The sequence below is a fragment of the Candidatus Competibacteraceae bacterium genome, assembly GCA_016713505.1.
In the GTDB taxonomy this organism is placed as follows: Bacteria; Pseudomonadota; Gammaproteobacteria; order Competibacterales; family Competibacteraceae; genus Competibacter_A.
This window is the reverse complement of sequence record JADJPA010000001.1, coordinates 2492800-2508342: the sequence shown is the minus strand read 5'-3', so window position 1 is coordinate 2508342 and position 15543 is coordinate 2492800. Positions and strand designations below refer to the sequence as shown.

Here is a 15543-nt window from a genome sequence, read left to right as displayed (position 1 = left end):
AAGCAATGGATTTAAGCCGCAATAAATTAACACTAGAATTATGTTTATTGAAATATTCAAAGGTAGTATTAATAAATATTTCCTAGTTTATTTAGAGTTATTTTCTTGAAAGTCCAAATAGCCATTTTTTAATAAAAGACTGATTTTTAATAAAATTATTAAATAAAGAAAAACTGATTAAATCAATCGGCTATTTGCTGGATCGGGTAATGCAATGGAGTGTTTTGCTGGTCTAGGCAAAGCCTGAGCCTGCGAGGGAATCGATGGGCTGCAAGGTGCGTTAGCGCATTCGAGGTCTTGCCGCGACGCTTCCGGTGGTCGTTGAGACTTTCTTGTAAAATTTTAGATTTACTCCTTTTTGTCATTATTTTAAATTTTTTTTCATTAATGTGATATTTAAAAGTGATGATTTTATTTTAAATGATCAAAAAATGATTATTATTTGTTACAGTGACGGCTAAAGTTTGCAGCCTGAGGCAAGGGCCATCCGTGGCCAGAAAGGAGCTGAGCGCTGTTGCTAAAGGTGGGCTAGTCGCTCTATCGCAGGGCTTTTACCACTCATTGCACTTGCACGATCCCCGCCGCCCCGCGTCCGAACTGCCAAGGTTTGTACATGTCTTCCACATAAATCGCCGGTTGTTGATAGGTGCCAGGTGTCACCGCGCGAATCAAGTAGGCCAGAGTGAATTTCCGCTTGCCGCCTTGCGCCATGTCTAGCGCGGCCGCGAAACGGTCGTCGCGAAATTCAGCGTGGAGGGTATCGGTCAACTCGGGCAGCCAGGTGATTTCCACGGTTGAAGCATTGTGGTCCAGACGGGCATTTTCGATTTCCAGTCCCGCCGGTAACAAATCCACCACCAGCGCTTGTTGTTTTTCACGGCCCCGCGCTTCACCCGTGATGACCGCCACCAAGAGATCGTTTTGGCGGATCTGACCTAAATCCACTTCTTTCCCGCCGCGGGTGTAATAGCGGCGACTGAGCGTGAAGCCTTCCGAGGCGGGTGGTTGTGGAGCGGTCGGTACGCCGCTCAGGCTGGTGACGGTCCAGATCGGATCGTCCCCCTGATTGGCCACGGTCGTACCCTTGGCCAACTGTTCGGCGGTGGGCGAGAGGTAGGAGGGATCGGCGGTCGCTGGCCGTTCGTCCACCGCCAGCCGCAATTGCCCGCGCTGTTTCAGCAAGGCTTGCGCCGCCAGCAACAACCAGGCTTGTTCCTGGGTGCTGGTGTAGGTGCGTTGGTTGACGTCGGCGGCCAGCTCCTCGGCCAGTGGCGGCACTCGTTCCGGCAATAGCCCGGCTTCGGCGAGCAGCGCCAGCAGCGCTGCCCGGTCGCGTAAGGGGCTGCCGTAATCGCGTACCGAGGTTGACCGATTGGCGTTTCGATTCAAGGCGGCGGTAAAGGCTTCCTTGGCTCGCCCCAGTTCGCCATAGCGGGCCAGCGCCGCGCCGAGTTGCGCTTGCGCGAGCGCATTCGGCAGTTTTTGTAGATAATTATCATGCAGGTAGCGCAGATCGCCGATGGCGGCTTTTTGGGCTCGGGCCAGCACATACAGGTTATAGGCTCGCCAGCCGAGCTGCTCATCGTCGAACTCGTCGGCATTCAGGCGCTCTTGCAAGCGCGTCAGCCCATGCTGGTAGGCGGACTCCGGCACCAGATACCGTTCCTGACGGGCGCGGACCAGGAGGTCCATGGCGTAAGCCGACAGCCAGTCCTCGATTGCGCTGTTGGGATGCCACAAGCCGAAACCGCCGTTGGCGTCTTGCAGGGTCAAGATGCGCTCGATCGCTTCCTGCACGCGCGCCCGTAGCCCCGCCTCGGTGGTGTTTTGACCGATCCAGACCTCGGCGACTTGATTGAAGTACAAAAGCGGCAGGGCGCGGCTGACGGTTTGTTCCAGACAACCGTAGGGATAGCGATCCAGTTGCGCCAGCAAATCAGGTACATTGAAATTGGGTCGGCTGCTGAAACTGAGTTTGAGTTGACCGGTGCCGGGAAAATAGTCGCGCAGCAAGCTGGAATCGAGCCGCAACGATTCACCGGGATTCAGCCGGCGGGCGGTGCGGGCCATGGTGATGGTCTGCGCCGGACGCACGCCGATTTCGGAGTCTCGGACCAATTCAAAGCCATTGGGTCCGTTCAGATGCAGCCGCACTTGTCCTACGCCGGGTTGTACGCCCCGCAACACAAAAGTCTGGGTCTCGGCGTTCTGGTTACGGGGTTCCGCGACTGTGAACGTGAACGTGGCGGGTTCATCGACGGCCACCGCGCCGCCGGCGCTGAGCCGGACCGTGTAATCGCCCGGAGGCGCATTGAGATTTTGGACGGTGACGGCGATGCGGCTTTCATCTTTAGGCGCTAGAAAGCGCGGCAGGTAAACGCGGGCGACCAGCGGATCGCGCACCAGCGGCGTTGCTTCAGCCCGTCCGACCCGGTTGCGATCCCAGGCCACCACCATCAGCCGCAGCTGGCCGTTGAAGTCGGACAGGGCCAGCGGAATCCTGGCTTGTCCGTTGGCGTCCAGCGCCACCGGGCCGGAAAACAGCGCCAGGGTCTTCACCGTCCGCACCCCGGAGGCATCCAGTTGCCGGCTGTCGGCATCGCCGCCGGCTTTGAGCTGGCCCGGCCGGCCGCCGGTTTCAATCAATTTGCCGTATAGGTCCAGCAGTTGCAGGCCCAACCGTCGCTTGCCCAGAAAATACTTGATGGGGTCTGGGGTCAGGAAGTCGGTCAGTTGCAAGATGCCCTCATCCACGGCGGCGACGGTTATATAGGCCGGCTGGCCGGGGTCCAGACCGGCCACCGCGACCGGCAGTTCGACGGTCTGGCGCGGTTTCCACTCGGTTGGCGCGTCGATGGCGATGTTCAGCGTGCGCGGCGCCGGATCCAAACCCGCCCAGACGACGCCGATAGCCCGTCCTGGCCCACGCGGGGCACCATGATCCGCCGCGCGAAACGCGGTGGCGGCGATGTAGACCCCCGGACCCCACTCGGCGGGAATCGGCAATTCGACGGTCGTACCTTCGGCCGGAGCACTGACGGTTTTACTCGACCACAGCCGGTCGCCGACCACGTTCAGCAGTACCTGGCCGGCGAACGGCGCTCGGAGAAAGATTTTGGCGGTTTCACCCGCTTGATAGCGCGGTTTGTCCAAGGTCACTTTCATCTGGTCGGGGGTATCGCTCTGACTCGGACCCTCGAACCAACCGGCGGTGAAGCGCACGCTGGCGGCGACGCCGGTGCTGGGGTCGGTTACGTCCAGCCGGTAATGGCCCCAATCCAGCCCGCGCTGCGTCACCAGCGCCGGCTGACCGGCGACCAGATTCAAGGTCTGGCTGGCCACCGGCGCGCTGTCGCGCACGACCATTTTGTAATTCCAGCGGCCTTCGTGGTGATACCAGTAGTATTGGTAGTCCTCGCGCACCAGCTCGGCGCGCAGGCCGTTCCTGATTTGCGGCTGGCCCAGCGGATCGAGAGCGATGATTTCGAAGCCGGCTTCCTGGCCGGTCTGGACCCCGTCATCGCCGAAGCGCGGTTTGATGCCGATGGCGAAGGGTTGGGTGCGATAGGGCAGGTTCAGGCTGCGAGTCACCGGCCGGCCGCCGGGCTCGAACAACGATACCCGCACCCGCGCCTGTAGCGGACGGCTGGTGTCGGGGCGCTCTTTCAGGTTGATTTGCGCCTGTGCCTTGCCTTGAGCGTCGGTGCCGGCCAGCGCCACCGGAAACCGCTGGACGGTCCAGCTCTCTTGCGCCAGTCCGAAGCGATAGCCCGGAAAAGCGGGATAGGGGTTAGGGTCTTCAGCCAGCACGATTTCGGCTTCGGTCTTCAGATTGGCCGCCGGCGCGCCATAGAGAAAGCGGCCGTTGATGTCCACCGCCGTCGGTTCGCCGGGTTTGAGCACGGTAGCCGCCGCGCTCAATTCCAGCTTCAGCCGCTGCGGTACGAAATCTTCGACCTGAAAGCTGATCTGGCCGACCGCTTCGCCTTTGGGATCGGCGTAGGCTTTCACCGTCCAGCTTCCGGTACGTGCGTTCAGAGCCAGAGGGATGCGAGCGTGATAGCCACCCAGCGCCGGATTGCCTGGCCGTAGTTGCGCGGTTTCCACTTCGTCCGGTCGGAACACTTTCAGCAGCAGCGGCGCGTCCGGCTGGGCGTAGCCTCGGCCATCGCGAACCAGCGCCATCAGCTCCACGGTTTCGCCGGGCCGGTAGACGCCGCGCTCGGTATACAGGAAAGCATCGACCGCGCCCGGCGCGGCGCGGCCCTCGACGCCCCGGTCGCTGAGGTCGAAAGCCGGCTTGGTCAAATCGAGAAAATTGTAGTCGCCGTCGCCGAACGCCATCAGCGCCGCCGGTTCGCGGCCACCGTCGGCGCGCAACAAGCCGGGATCGAAGCGGACATAGCCCTTCTCGTCGGTAAATGCCTTGCCCAATTCACTGTTGTTGCGGGCATACAAGCGCAATTCCAGTTTGGCCAGCGGTTGGGTGGTGGCCAGCGAGCGCGCGAAAACGTGCAGGCCGTCGCCGCCGCGCAGGGTAGACAGACCGATGTCGGAGACGACCAGCCATTGGGTAGCCCGCTCCTGGTCGCCGTTCGGGTCTTCCTTGGTCGGTGCGGCGGCGGCGATGTAGATGCCCGGCTGCGGGTCGCGCAGAATGTCGCTGACCGGAATGGCGGTGGTGGTTTCCTGGTTGCGCTCGCCGTTGGCCAGCGTCAGGGTTCCCTCCCAGACCAGCTCCCCGGACTGCTGGCTGATATCCTGGAGATCGCTACCGTCCAAAAGCTGGCTGATGCGCCGGCTTTGAATTTGCTGTAGCAGATTGCGGTCGTTGATGCGCAGCACGCGCAGCCGCGCCGAGTCGAGGTTGACGCTGACCAAGGGTAATTGCTGGCCACCGCTTTTCGGCAGCACGTAGCTGGCGCCGCGAAAGCCCAGCGTCGGCTTGCGGTCTTCGACCCGGACGCTGAAATCCTGAGCGACGCGCGTTTTCTCGCCCGTCGCCGAGGGGATGCCGGCCCGTGCGTTGAGGGTGTAACTCTGACCGTGACTGACGCCCTCCACGCAAAGTTGTTGTCCCTGGGCGCTGACCACCGGCTGGATAGCCGGTTGGATGAGCAGATAATCCTCGTAATGCAACTGCCGGCCCTTGGCGAGCTCGTCGGAGAACTTGAGACAGACTTTCGGCGTCGCGCTGTCGGATTCGACCTCGACGCCCTTGATCTGAAAAGCGTTGGCGTCGACCAGTTCTTGGTAGCGCTTGGCGATGCGGGGGCTGTCTTCCAGCTCCAGCGCTTCGCGAAATGCGGCGATGGCCTTCTTGGGTTCTTTGTCGCGATCGTACAACTCGCCCAACCGGAACAGCGCGCGGGCGCGTTCGTAGGGGATACGCGCGGCCTGCAAGGCGTTCCAAGCGGATTGCAAGGTTCGTTCTTGCTGGCGTTTGCGGGCTTCTTCATCATTCTTGTTCGATTCTGCCCTCGCTTGCCACAGCTGGCTCAGGCTCAACCAAGTCGCGGTTGGGTCGGCGCCGGCGGCGATGGCGGTTTCATAATCGGCAACGGCGGCGGTCCAGTTTTTCTGACGCGCTTGTTGCTCCGCCCGTTGCAGTAGCGCAGCGCTCGACTGGCCGCCAGCGTCGCGGTTTTCGCCGATCGCTTGCAGGTATTGAGCCGCCGGCACGGCAAGGGCGATATCTTCAAGCGCGCCGGCGCTCGGGGACAGCAGCGCCAACAGAACGAACAGGCAAGGCAAGCGACGCATCGTGAACTCCTTGAGGACGGGTTGTCAGCGCGGTGGCGGCGGCCGGTCGAATGCCGCTGTTAGCCGACCAGGCTAAGCCCTTAATGATAATCGGCTCCGGTTGGATTGGGCGCCGCGGGTGAAGCCGATGCGTGTATCATGGCGAAAAGTGGTTTGTTATGAAAAAATACCATGAGAACGTTAATTTCAACCCATTGGTTTCATCGTGATCGACTCGGAGGGTTATCGGCTTAACGTCGGCATCATCCTGTGCAACGAACAAGGGCGCTTGTTCTGGGCGAGACGGATCGGGCAACGGTCCTGGCAGTTTCCCCAGGGTGGCATCCAGCGGGATGAGTCGCCCGAGCAGGCCATGTTTCGCGAACTGGCCGAAGAGGTCGGCCTGCGCCCGGAGCACGTGCAGGTGATCGGCTGCACCAAGGGTTGGCTGCGCTACCGGTTGCCCAAGCATTTGATCCGTCAGAGCGGCAGGCCGCCCTGCATCGGCCAGAAACAGGTCTGGTTTTTGTTGCGGATGCTGGGAAAGGAGGACGCGGTACGGCTGGATTTGTCCGAACGACCCGAGTTCGATCATTGGGAATGGGTGGATTATTGGTATCCGCTGCGGGCGGTGGTGTCGTTCAAACGTCATGTTTACTGGCGGGCGTTGCGCGAGCTGGCGCCGCTGTTGGTGGCCCTTTACCAGCCGGGAATGGCGGCCGCCGCAAAGTCGGCAACCGCGCTCCGTGGCGCGGCGGGAGCAGGGAGGCTTGGGCCACTTGAAAAAGCTGCGTCGCCCCTGCCGGCCGCTCCCATGGCGGCGAGCGCGGCCGGTGCCGCCGCGGGCCGAAAGACAGGATCGACCCCGGCTGCGGCAACGCCGAAGCAGCCGGTCATCCTGCCGCTGCGGCGGATGGAGACCTCCCAGCACCCGGTCATTACCCGCATGGTCATCTCGGTCCGGCGGTTGGAAGTTTCGGGGTCGATCCCCGTGGTGCCGCCCTTGGAGCATTCAGCGTCTGTTGCCACCCTGGACGATAGCCGATCATCGCGCTCGACGGTGTTCGGCCCGCGCCGCTGATCCCGGCAGTCGTTTCCGCTTCACTGCCTGTCGCCTAATGAGGATGGTTCCATGCTGGATACCCTGCGGCGCATCGTTCAGGACATCAACGCCACCCGCGATCTGAGTGAAGCGCTCAATTTGACCGTCACCCAGGTCAAAGCCGCCATCCATACCGACGTGTGCTCGGTTTACATCAGCGATCACGCCCGCCGCGAGCATGTATTGATGGCCACCGACGGCCTGCGCCCCAGCGCGATCGGCAAGGTCCGCCTGAAATTCGAGCAGGGCCTCACTGGCTTGGCGGCCAGCCGAGCCGAACCTGTCAACATCGAAAACGCCCCGGCCCACCCCGCGTTTCGTTATATCGCCGCCACCGGCGAGGCGCCGTTTCACGGCTTTATCGGCGTGCCGATCATCCGCCGGCGCCGGGTGTTGGGGGTGTTGGTGGCGCAACAGCGCGAACAGCGCAAGTACACCTCCGACGAAGAATCGTTTCTGATGGCCTTGGCCGCGCAGTTGGCCGGATGCATCAACCAAGCGGAAATCCGCCAGGCGTTGGAGCGGTGCGACGGCGATGCTTTGTCGAGCACGCTGTTTTTGGAAGGAACGGCCAGCGCGCGCGGTTTGGCGCTCGGTGAGGCGGTGGTGGTGTTTCCGGCCACCGCGCTGGACCGGGTGCCCGATAAGGACATCGAGAATACCGAAGCCGAGGCGGCGAATTTCCGCCAAGCGGTGGCGGCGGAGCTGGCCGAATTGCAGCGGGTCAGCGAACGGATGCGGTTGTTGCTGTCGGCCGGCGACCGGGCGCTGTTCGACGCTTATGCCCTGCTGTTGAGCAGCGACAGCTTGGTCAACGGCACCCTGGATCGGATTCAAGCCGGCAATTGGGCGCCGGGTGCCTTGCGGGCCACCGTCTTTGAGTACGCCGACATCTTCGCGGAGATGGACGATCCCTATTTGAAAGAGCGCTCCGCCGATATTTTGGATCTCGGACAGCGGCTGCTGGATCGCTTGAAAACCGATCAAGCGACGGAGCGCAGCTATCCTGACAACACGATCTTGATGGGAGAGGAGATCGGCGTTTCCCAATTGCTGGACGTGCCGACCGAGAAATTGAAGGGCTTGGTCTCGGTGCGCGGCACCGGCACTTCGCATGTCGCCCTGCTGTCGCGCGGCCTGGGCGTGCCGGCGGTGTTCGGCGTCAGCAATCTGCCGCCCGGCCGCCTCGATGGACGCGAGGTCGTGGTGGACGGCTATACGATGCGGGTTTGCATCCAGCCCAGTCCGGCGCTGCGCCAGGAATACGTGAAGCTGATCACCGAGGAAGCCAAGCTTTCTCGGGATTTGCAATATTTGCGCGATCTGTCGGCGGAAACCGTGGACGGGCACCGGCTGGAGCTCCATGCCAATTCCGGGCTGTTCGCCGACATCGCCGCCGCGCGCAACAGCGGGGTGGAGGGCGTTGGCTTATACCGCTCGGAGCTGCACTTTTTCCTGCGCGACCGCTTTCCGGACGAGGAGGAGCAGACGACCATCTATACCCGGGTTTTGGGTATGATGCACCCGTACCCCGTGGTCATGCGCACCTTGGATGTGGGGGGTGACAAACCGCTACCGTATTTCCCCATCGTCGAACAAAACCCGTTTCTGGGTTGGCGAGGCATTCGCATCAGCTTGGATCAGCCCGATCTGTTCAAGTCGCAGCTGCGGGCGATGCTGCGGGCGGGGACGGTTTATTCCAATTTGTCGATCCTGTTTCCGATGATCAACAGCGTCGGCGAATTGCGCGACGCTCTGGAAGTGTTGCACTGCGCGCAGGCCGAGTTGCGCGAGGGAGGCGTGGCGATCAAAAATCCGCGCGTCGGGATCATGGTGGAGGTGCCATCGGCGGTTTACCAGATCGATACCTTGATCCAAATGGTGGATTTCGCCTCGGTCGGCAGCAACGATCTGACTCAGTATCTGTTGGCGGTGGATCGCAACAACGACCGGGTCGCCAAGCTGTACGACCCGTTGCACCCCGCCGTGCTGGCGGCGATCCGCCATGTCGTGGAGCGCGGGCAGGCCGCCGGCCGACCGATCGGTATTTGCGGCGAAATGGCGGGCGATCCGGCGTCGGCCTTGTTGCTGCTGGCGATGGGCGTCAACAGCTTGAGCATGAATCTGGGTAGCGTCCTCAAGATCAAGTGGATGATCCGCAGCATCGGCTACGACGCGGCCCGCGAGTTGGTGGCGGAAGTCATGACCTTCGACAACGCCGCCGCCATCCGCAAGCGCGCCAACGCTTTTCTTGACGAGCACGGTTTGAGCGGATTGCTGCGCGTGCGCAAGTAGCTGAGATGGCGGCGGGGGCGGCGCTCGGGTGGGCCGGTCGCCCACTTTCAGGGCGGCTCCCTGGTTGGATCGGGTGTTTCGAGCTCGGCCATCACTTCGGCATGGGCGTCGGCCAGTTCCGTCCATGACTGCTCGCTGAGGTCGGCCGAGTTCAAAAGCCTTTGTTCGATCGCGCGCGCCGCCGCTTGGAGTCGGTTCGCGCCCACCGTGCCAGCGGTGGATTTCAAGGTATGGGCCAGCCGGTGCGCGAGTGCCCTATCGCCCGCGGCCAACGCTTGTCGGATTCGTTGCAGGGTATCGGCTTCGGACTGATGAAACAAAGCGAGCAGTTTTTTCAGCAACGCCTCGTTGTTACCGAGCCGACCGAGCGCGGTGGCAAGATCCAGCACGGCGGATGCGGGGAGCGGCGCCGGCGGCGTGGAGCGGGCGGGCGCCGGCTTGTCGGGCGGGCGCGGCGCGCGGTCGGCGGGCTGAAAGCCCGAGTTGCAAAGCGCTCGCGCTAGTTTGGCGAACAGCTCATCGACCTTGATGGGTTTGCCGATATGGTCGTTCATGCCGGCGGCGCTACAGTGTTCGATATCCGTCTGAAACACGTTGGCGGTCAGGGCGATGATCGGCGTATCCTTGAAACGCGGGATTTTTCGGAGTTTCCGCGTCGCCTGGAGTCCATCCATCACCGGCATTTGAATGTCCATCAGAATCGCGTCGAAGTCTCGTTCGCACGCCGTAGCGACGGCTTTCAGCCCGTTCTCGCTCAAGGTCACTTCAAGGTGCGCTTTCTCCAACAGCTCCCGGATGATTTGCTGGTTGATGGCGTTGTCCTCGGCGACCAGGACGCGCGCCCCGCGCAGGCGGTCGAGATCGGCCTGGGCGACGGTGGACCGCGCGCTGGTTCGGGCGAGCTGCTCGCCGGTCTGATCTTCCAGCCGCGTGAAAGGCACCGAAAAATGGAAGGTGCTGCCCCGGCCGTATTCGCTGTCCACGCAAATCTCACCGCCCATCAACTCGACCAACCGCTTGGAAATGGCCAGACCCAAGCCGGTGCCGCCATACTTTCGGGTGGTTGAGGAATCCGCTTGTGAAAAGGCCTGAAACAAGCGCTGTTGCTGCTCTGAAGTCAGCCCGATGCCGGTATCCTCAACGGCATAACGCAACACGACGTGTTCGACGGTCTCTCCCGCAAAGGCGACCCGCACCGTCACGCCGCCGCGTTCCGTGAATTTGACGGCGTTGCTGGCCAAATTCATCAGTACCTGCTCCAGTCGGAGCGGATCGCCCTGGAGATAGCGGGGCGCTTTCGGATCGATTCGGATCGTGAAGTCGAGCTGTTTTTCCCGAGCCTGCGCGCCGATGATGCTATTCAAATGTTCCATGATGTGATGCAGGTCGAAATCCACGCGTTCCAGAGAGATTTGGCCGGCCTCGATCTTGGAAAAATCGAGGATGTCGTTGAGGATGTTTAATAGCAATCCGGCGGAATCCGTAATCTTGTTCAGATATTCGTGCTGCTTTTCCGGGGACGCCTCCAGGCCCAGATGCGTCAATCCGAGAATGGCGTTCATGGGCGTGCGAATTTCATGGCTCATGTTGGCCAAAAATTCACTTTTGGCGCGGCTGGCCAAGTCGGCTTCGTGTTTGGCCGCCAAGGCGGCTTCCTTCGAGGCCGTCAGGTTCTTGACCAGCGCTTCGTTCTCAAAGCGAAAGCGCTGGCTGTCGGCGAGGTTGAGCCGATAGCGGTTGGCGCTGGAAATCCAGGTGTAAAGTTCTAGCAGGGCGGCGATGGCGATGATCGAGTAGATGGATTGGCCCTTGAGCACGAAAATCAGGCTGAGGAGTAAGACGATGGGGCTGGCATAGAGGGCAAACGCTCCCGCCAGTGGGGCCTGCATGGGGAGCGCGGCCGTACTTACGCCGACCAGCATCAGGCACAGAAACAGCTCGTAGCTGGGATTGTTCGTCGGATAGAACCAAATGGCGGCGTTGCCCCAGATAAGCCCGGACAGGAAAACGCTCAGTCGGGTCCAGCGCTCCCAGCGGACGATGGAGAAATCTGCTCCCGCCCGATCCAGTTTGAAAAAATGTCGGCTTAAGGCGAGCCTCAGCAAGACCGAAATCGCGACGACGCCGAGCCAGATCAGAAGCTGGGCGGTGTTGGTGATCGGCCATAAGACCAGCGTCGTCAGCAAGGCTATGAAAAAGGACATCCACTGACTGAGCGGAGTGTTGCGATGTACGAGCCGCAATTGTTCCAGCGCGACGAGCTTTTGAGTGGCGGCGTCAGACGGTTCGACCAGTTCGGCTTGCGTCAATAGAAAGTACTCCTGTCAGTGGCGGATTTGCGAGCAAAGTGTATCAAAATTTAGAGGATATGCGCTTGTCATGCTTGAAGAACTCGCTGTCGGGCGGGCTGGATGAATCAGTTGGGTCAACCTCTGACTAATACTGGAACGTCGAGCTTGCCGGTGACTGCGCTATCATCGGCTTTTCCCTGGCCGTTAAGAGTCTCTGGTAATGTTGCGTTTTCGTGGAAGCCCCGCCCTATCGCCTTTTCGTTTGAAGAAGCTGTTAGCCGCGCTGCGCCGGCGGGTGCCGACTGTTACCGACGTCCGTGCCGAATTCGTCCACTTCATCGACGGCGTTTTGACCGTTCACGAGCGTGAGGTGCTGGAGCGGTTGCTCCAATACGGCCCGGCCACGACGCAACAGGGTGGAGACCGCGCGCCGCTCTTTCTCGTTATTCCCCGTCCCGGTACGATTTCACCTTGGTCGTCCAAGGCGACCGACATCGCCCACAATTGCGGGTTGCGGCGGATTCGGCGGATCGAGCGCGGCGTAGCCTACCATCTGGGTTTCGAGCGGCCGCTGACCGATGGCGAGCTGTCCGCGCTCAAACCGCTGTTGCACGACCGGATGACCGAGGCGGTGTTGGGGCCGACGGAAGATCCCACCGTCTCGTTCGCCCAAGCCGCGCCCGCGCCGCTGGCGACCGTGGATGTGCTCGGCGGCGGCCGCGAGGCGTTAGCTGCCGCGAACCGCGAACTAGGTCTGGCGCTGTCAGATGACGAAATCGACTATCTGAAGGACAGTTTCATCCGGCTGGCGCGCAATCCCACCGATGTCGAACTGATGATGTTCGCCCAGGCCAACTCCGAACATTGCCGTCATAAGATTTTTAACGCCGATTGGCTCATCGACGGCGCGGCGCAGGCGAAATCGCTCTTCGCGATGATCCGCAACACCCACCGCCGCCATCCCGATAACATCCTCTCGGCCTATAGCGACAACGCAGCAGTGATGGCGGGTTTTCCCGCTGGCCGGTTTTTCCCCGATCCGACCGACGGCCAGTACCGCTATCACCCGGAAGCCACGCATATCCTGATGAAGGTGGAAACCCACAATCACCCGACCGCCATTTCCCCCTTTCCCGGCGCGGCGACCGGTTCCGGCGGCGAAATTCGCGACGAGGGCGCAACCGGGCGTGGGGCGAAGCCCAAAGCGGGGCTGTGCGGTTTTTCGGTTTCCAACCTGCGCATTCCCGGATTCGTCCAACCGTGGGAGCAAGAGTACGGCAAACCGGGCCGGATCGTGTCGGCGCTGGACATCATGCTGGAAGGCCCCATCGGCGCGGCGGCGTTCAACAACGAATTCGGCCGACCCAATCTCGCCGGTTATTTCCGCACCTTCGAGGGAAACGGCCCCGACGGCCAGCGGCGCGGCTATCACAAGCCGATCATGATGGCCGGCGGACTGGGCAATATCCGCGAGCCGCACGTTCACAAGGCTGAATTACCGCAGGGAACCGCGATTGTCGTACTGGGCGGGCCGGCGATGCTGATCGGTCTGGGCGGTGGCGCGGCCTCCAGCATGGCGGCGGGCAGTTCGCATGAAGAGCTGGATTTCGCCTCGGTGCAGCGCGGCAACCCGGAAATTCAGCGCCGCGCGCAAGAAGTCATCGACCGTTGCACGGCGTTGGGCGAGGCCAATCCGATTCTTTCGGTGCACGATGTCGGCGCGGGCGGTTTGTCCAACGCCGTGCCGGAAATCGTCCACGGCGCGGAACGGGGCGGTTCTTTCGAGTTGCGCGAAGTGCCGAACGATGATCCCGGTATGTCGCCGATGCAGATTTGGTGTAACGAGGCGCAGGAACGCTACGTGGTGGCGATTGCCGCCGAAGGCGTGGAGCGCTTCAAAGCCTTGTGCGAGCGCGAGCGTTGTCCTTATGCGGTGATCGGCGTCGCCACCGAGCAGCCAGGCTTGGTGGTCACGGATCGCCAATTCACCAACAAGCCGGTGGATTTGCCGATGGACGTTTTGTTTGGCAAGCCGCCGAAGATGCTGCGCGATGTGCGCCATATACCAGTTACCGCGCCGTCCTTTGATTTTGGCGGCATCAACCTTGCGGATGCTGTGGCGCGGGTGCTGCGCTTGCCGGCGGTGGCGGACAAGAGTTTTCTCATCACCATCGGCGACCGCACCGTGACAGGTTTGGTCTGCCGCGATCAGATGGTCGGGCCGTGGCAGGTTCCGGTCAGCGATGTCGCCGTGACCGCCACCAGCTTCGACGTTTACACCGGCGAGGCGATGGCGATGGGCGAACGGACGCCGCTCGCGGTGTTGGATGCGCCCGCTTCCGGTCGGATGGCGGTGGCCGAGGCGCTGACCAACATTGTCGCCGCTCGCATCGGTCAGATGGGGGACGTGAAGCTGTCGGCCAACTGGATGGCGGCGGCCGGCCATCCCGGCGAGGATGCGCGACTGTTCGACACCGTGCGGGCGGTGGGCATGGAGCTGTGTCCGGCATTGGGCATCGCCATTCCGGTCGGCAAGGATTCGCTGTCGATGAAAACGGTGTGGGAGGAGCGCGACGAACGCAAAAGCGTGGTCGCGCCCTTGTCGCTGATCGTTTCGGCCTTCGCGCCGGTGCTGGATGTGCGCCGGACGCTGACCCCGCGATTGCGTACCGATCTCGGTGATACCGACTTGATTCTGATCGATCTCGGTCGCGGAAAAAATCGCCTGGGCGGTTCGGCTTTGGCGCAAGTTTACAACCAGTGGGGCGGCGCGGTTCCCGATGTGGATTCACCCCAAGATGTAGCCGTGTTTTTCGCGGTGGTTCAGGAATTGAACGCAATGGATCGGCTGTTGGCCTATCACGACCGATCCGATGGTGGTTTGTTGGCGACGCTGGCGGAAATGCTATTCGCGGGCGGTTGTGGGCTCACCGTGCTGCTGGACGATCTGGCCGAAAATCCGTTGGTCGCCCTGTTCGCGGAAGAACTGGGTGCGGTGCTTCAGGTTCGGTCAGCGGATCGGGATGCGGTGATGAGGCGGCTGGCCGACGCGGGGTTGGGCGAGTGCAGCCACGTCATCGGCGCACCCAATGGGGAAGATCGGCTGATTCTGCGGTTTGGCGGTGCAACCGTCTTTGCCGCCAGCCGCGCGGAATTGCGGCGGCTGTGGTCGGAAACCAGCTACCGGATGCAGGCGTTACGCGATCATCCCGACTGCGCCCAAGAGGCGTTCGAGACGGCCTGCGATCCGACCGATCCCGGTTTGAATGTCCTCCTGACTTTCGAACCGGCCGAGGGCTTGGCGACGCCGCCGGTCGCCGCTGGGGCGCGGCCACGGGTCGCCATCCTGCGCGAGCAAGGCGTCAACGGCCAGATTGAGATGGCGGCGGCCTTCGACCGAGCCGGCTTCGCGGCGGTGGATGTCCACATGAGCGACCTCATCGCCGGACGGGTGTCATTGGCGGATTTTCACGGCATCGCCGCGTGCGGGGGCTTTTCTTACGGCGATGTGCTGGGCGCGGGCGAAGGTTGGGCCAAATCCATCCTGTTCAACCCGCGCGCGCGCGACCAGTTCGCCGCCTTCTTCGCCCGTTCCGACAGTTTCGGCCTGGGCGTCTGCAACGGCTGTCAGATGTTGTCGAACCTGCACGAATTGATTGCCGGGACGGAGTTGTGGCCGCATTTTGTCCGCAATCGAGTGGAGCAATTCGAGGCGCGCTTGAGCCTGGTTGAGGTCTTGCCGTCGCCTTCACTGTTCCTGCAAGGGATGGAAGGTGCGCGCTTGCCGATTGCGGTGGCGCATGGCGAGGGACGGGCCGAGTTTCGCGCGGCGGATGGCGCGGACGCGGCGCTGGCGGCGGGCGCGGTGACCTTGCGTTTCGTCGATAACCTCGGCCAGCCGACGGAACGCTATCCGGCCAATCCGAACGGTTCACCGGGCGGCATCACCGGCCTGACCAGCCGCGATGGCCGTTTCACCATTCTGATGCCACACCCGGAACGGGTGTTCCGCACGGTGCAATACTCCTGGCATCCTGAAGGCTGGGGTGAGGACGGGCCGTGGTTGCGGTTGTTTCGTAACGCGCGGCGGTGGCTGGGATAATCGAGCCACGT

General features: G+C 61.9%; 5 protein-coding genes. 3 read left to right on the top strand and 2 right to left on the bottom strand.

Annotation, left to right across the window (positions count from 1 at the left end):
• Positions 1-558: 558 nt before the first annotated feature.
• A complete protein-coding gene (locus IPK09_11420; protein MBK7984222.1) occupies positions 559-5763 on the bottom strand; it encodes a tetratricopeptide repeat protein in 5205 nt (1734 codons plus the stop codon).
• Between the two features lie 205 nt (positions 5764-5968).
• Between IPK09_11420 and IPK09_11415 the strand changes: the two genes are divergently transcribed.
• Positions 5969-6823 carry an RNA pyrophosphohydrolase gene (locus IPK09_11415; protein MBK7984221.1) on the top strand — a complete coding sequence of 285 codons (855 nt, stop codon included), beginning with the start codon at positions 5969-5971 and terminating at the stop codon, positions 6821-6823.
• A 51-nt stretch (positions 6824-6874) separates the two neighbouring features.
• Positions 6875-9139, top strand: coding sequence for a phosphoenolpyruvate--protein phosphotransferase (gene ptsP, locus IPK09_11410; GenBank protein MBK7984220.1), 2265 nt, complete (start codon positions 6875-6877; stop codon positions 9137-9139).
• A 47-nt stretch (positions 9140-9186) separates the two neighbouring features.
• Here the strand turns inward: ptsP and IPK09_11405 are convergent, their stop codons facing one another.
• Positions 9187-11448: a response regulator gene (locus IPK09_11405; protein MBK7984219.1), complete on the bottom strand. Its 2262-nt coding sequence runs from the start codon at positions 11446-11448 to the stop codon at positions 9187-9189.
• A 202-nt stretch (positions 11449-11650) separates the two neighbouring features.
• Here IPK09_11405 and purL point away from each other — a divergent pair, with 202 nt between their 5' ends.
• On the top strand, positions 11651-15532 hold the full coding sequence (gene purL, locus IPK09_11400) for a phosphoribosylformylglycinamidine synthase (protein MBK7984218.1): 3882 nt from the start codon (positions 11651-11653) through the stop codon (positions 15530-15532).
• The last annotated feature ends 11 nt before the right edge of the window (positions 15533-15543 follow it).

What these genes read in the sequence shown, in the direction of transcription:
- ptsP (MBK7984220.1), top strand. Translation starts at nt 6,875, where the DNA reads ATGCTGGATACCCTGCGGCGCATCGTTCAGGACATCAACGCCACCCGC.
- IPK09_11420 (MBK7984222.1), bottom strand. Translation starts at nt 5,763, where the DNA reads ATGCGTCGCTTGCCTTGCCTGTTCGTTCTGTTGGCGCTGCTGTCCCCG.
- purL (MBK7984218.1), top strand. Translation starts at nt 11,651, where the DNA reads ATGTTGCGTTTTCGTGGAAGCCCCGCCCTATCGCCTTTTCGTTTGAAG.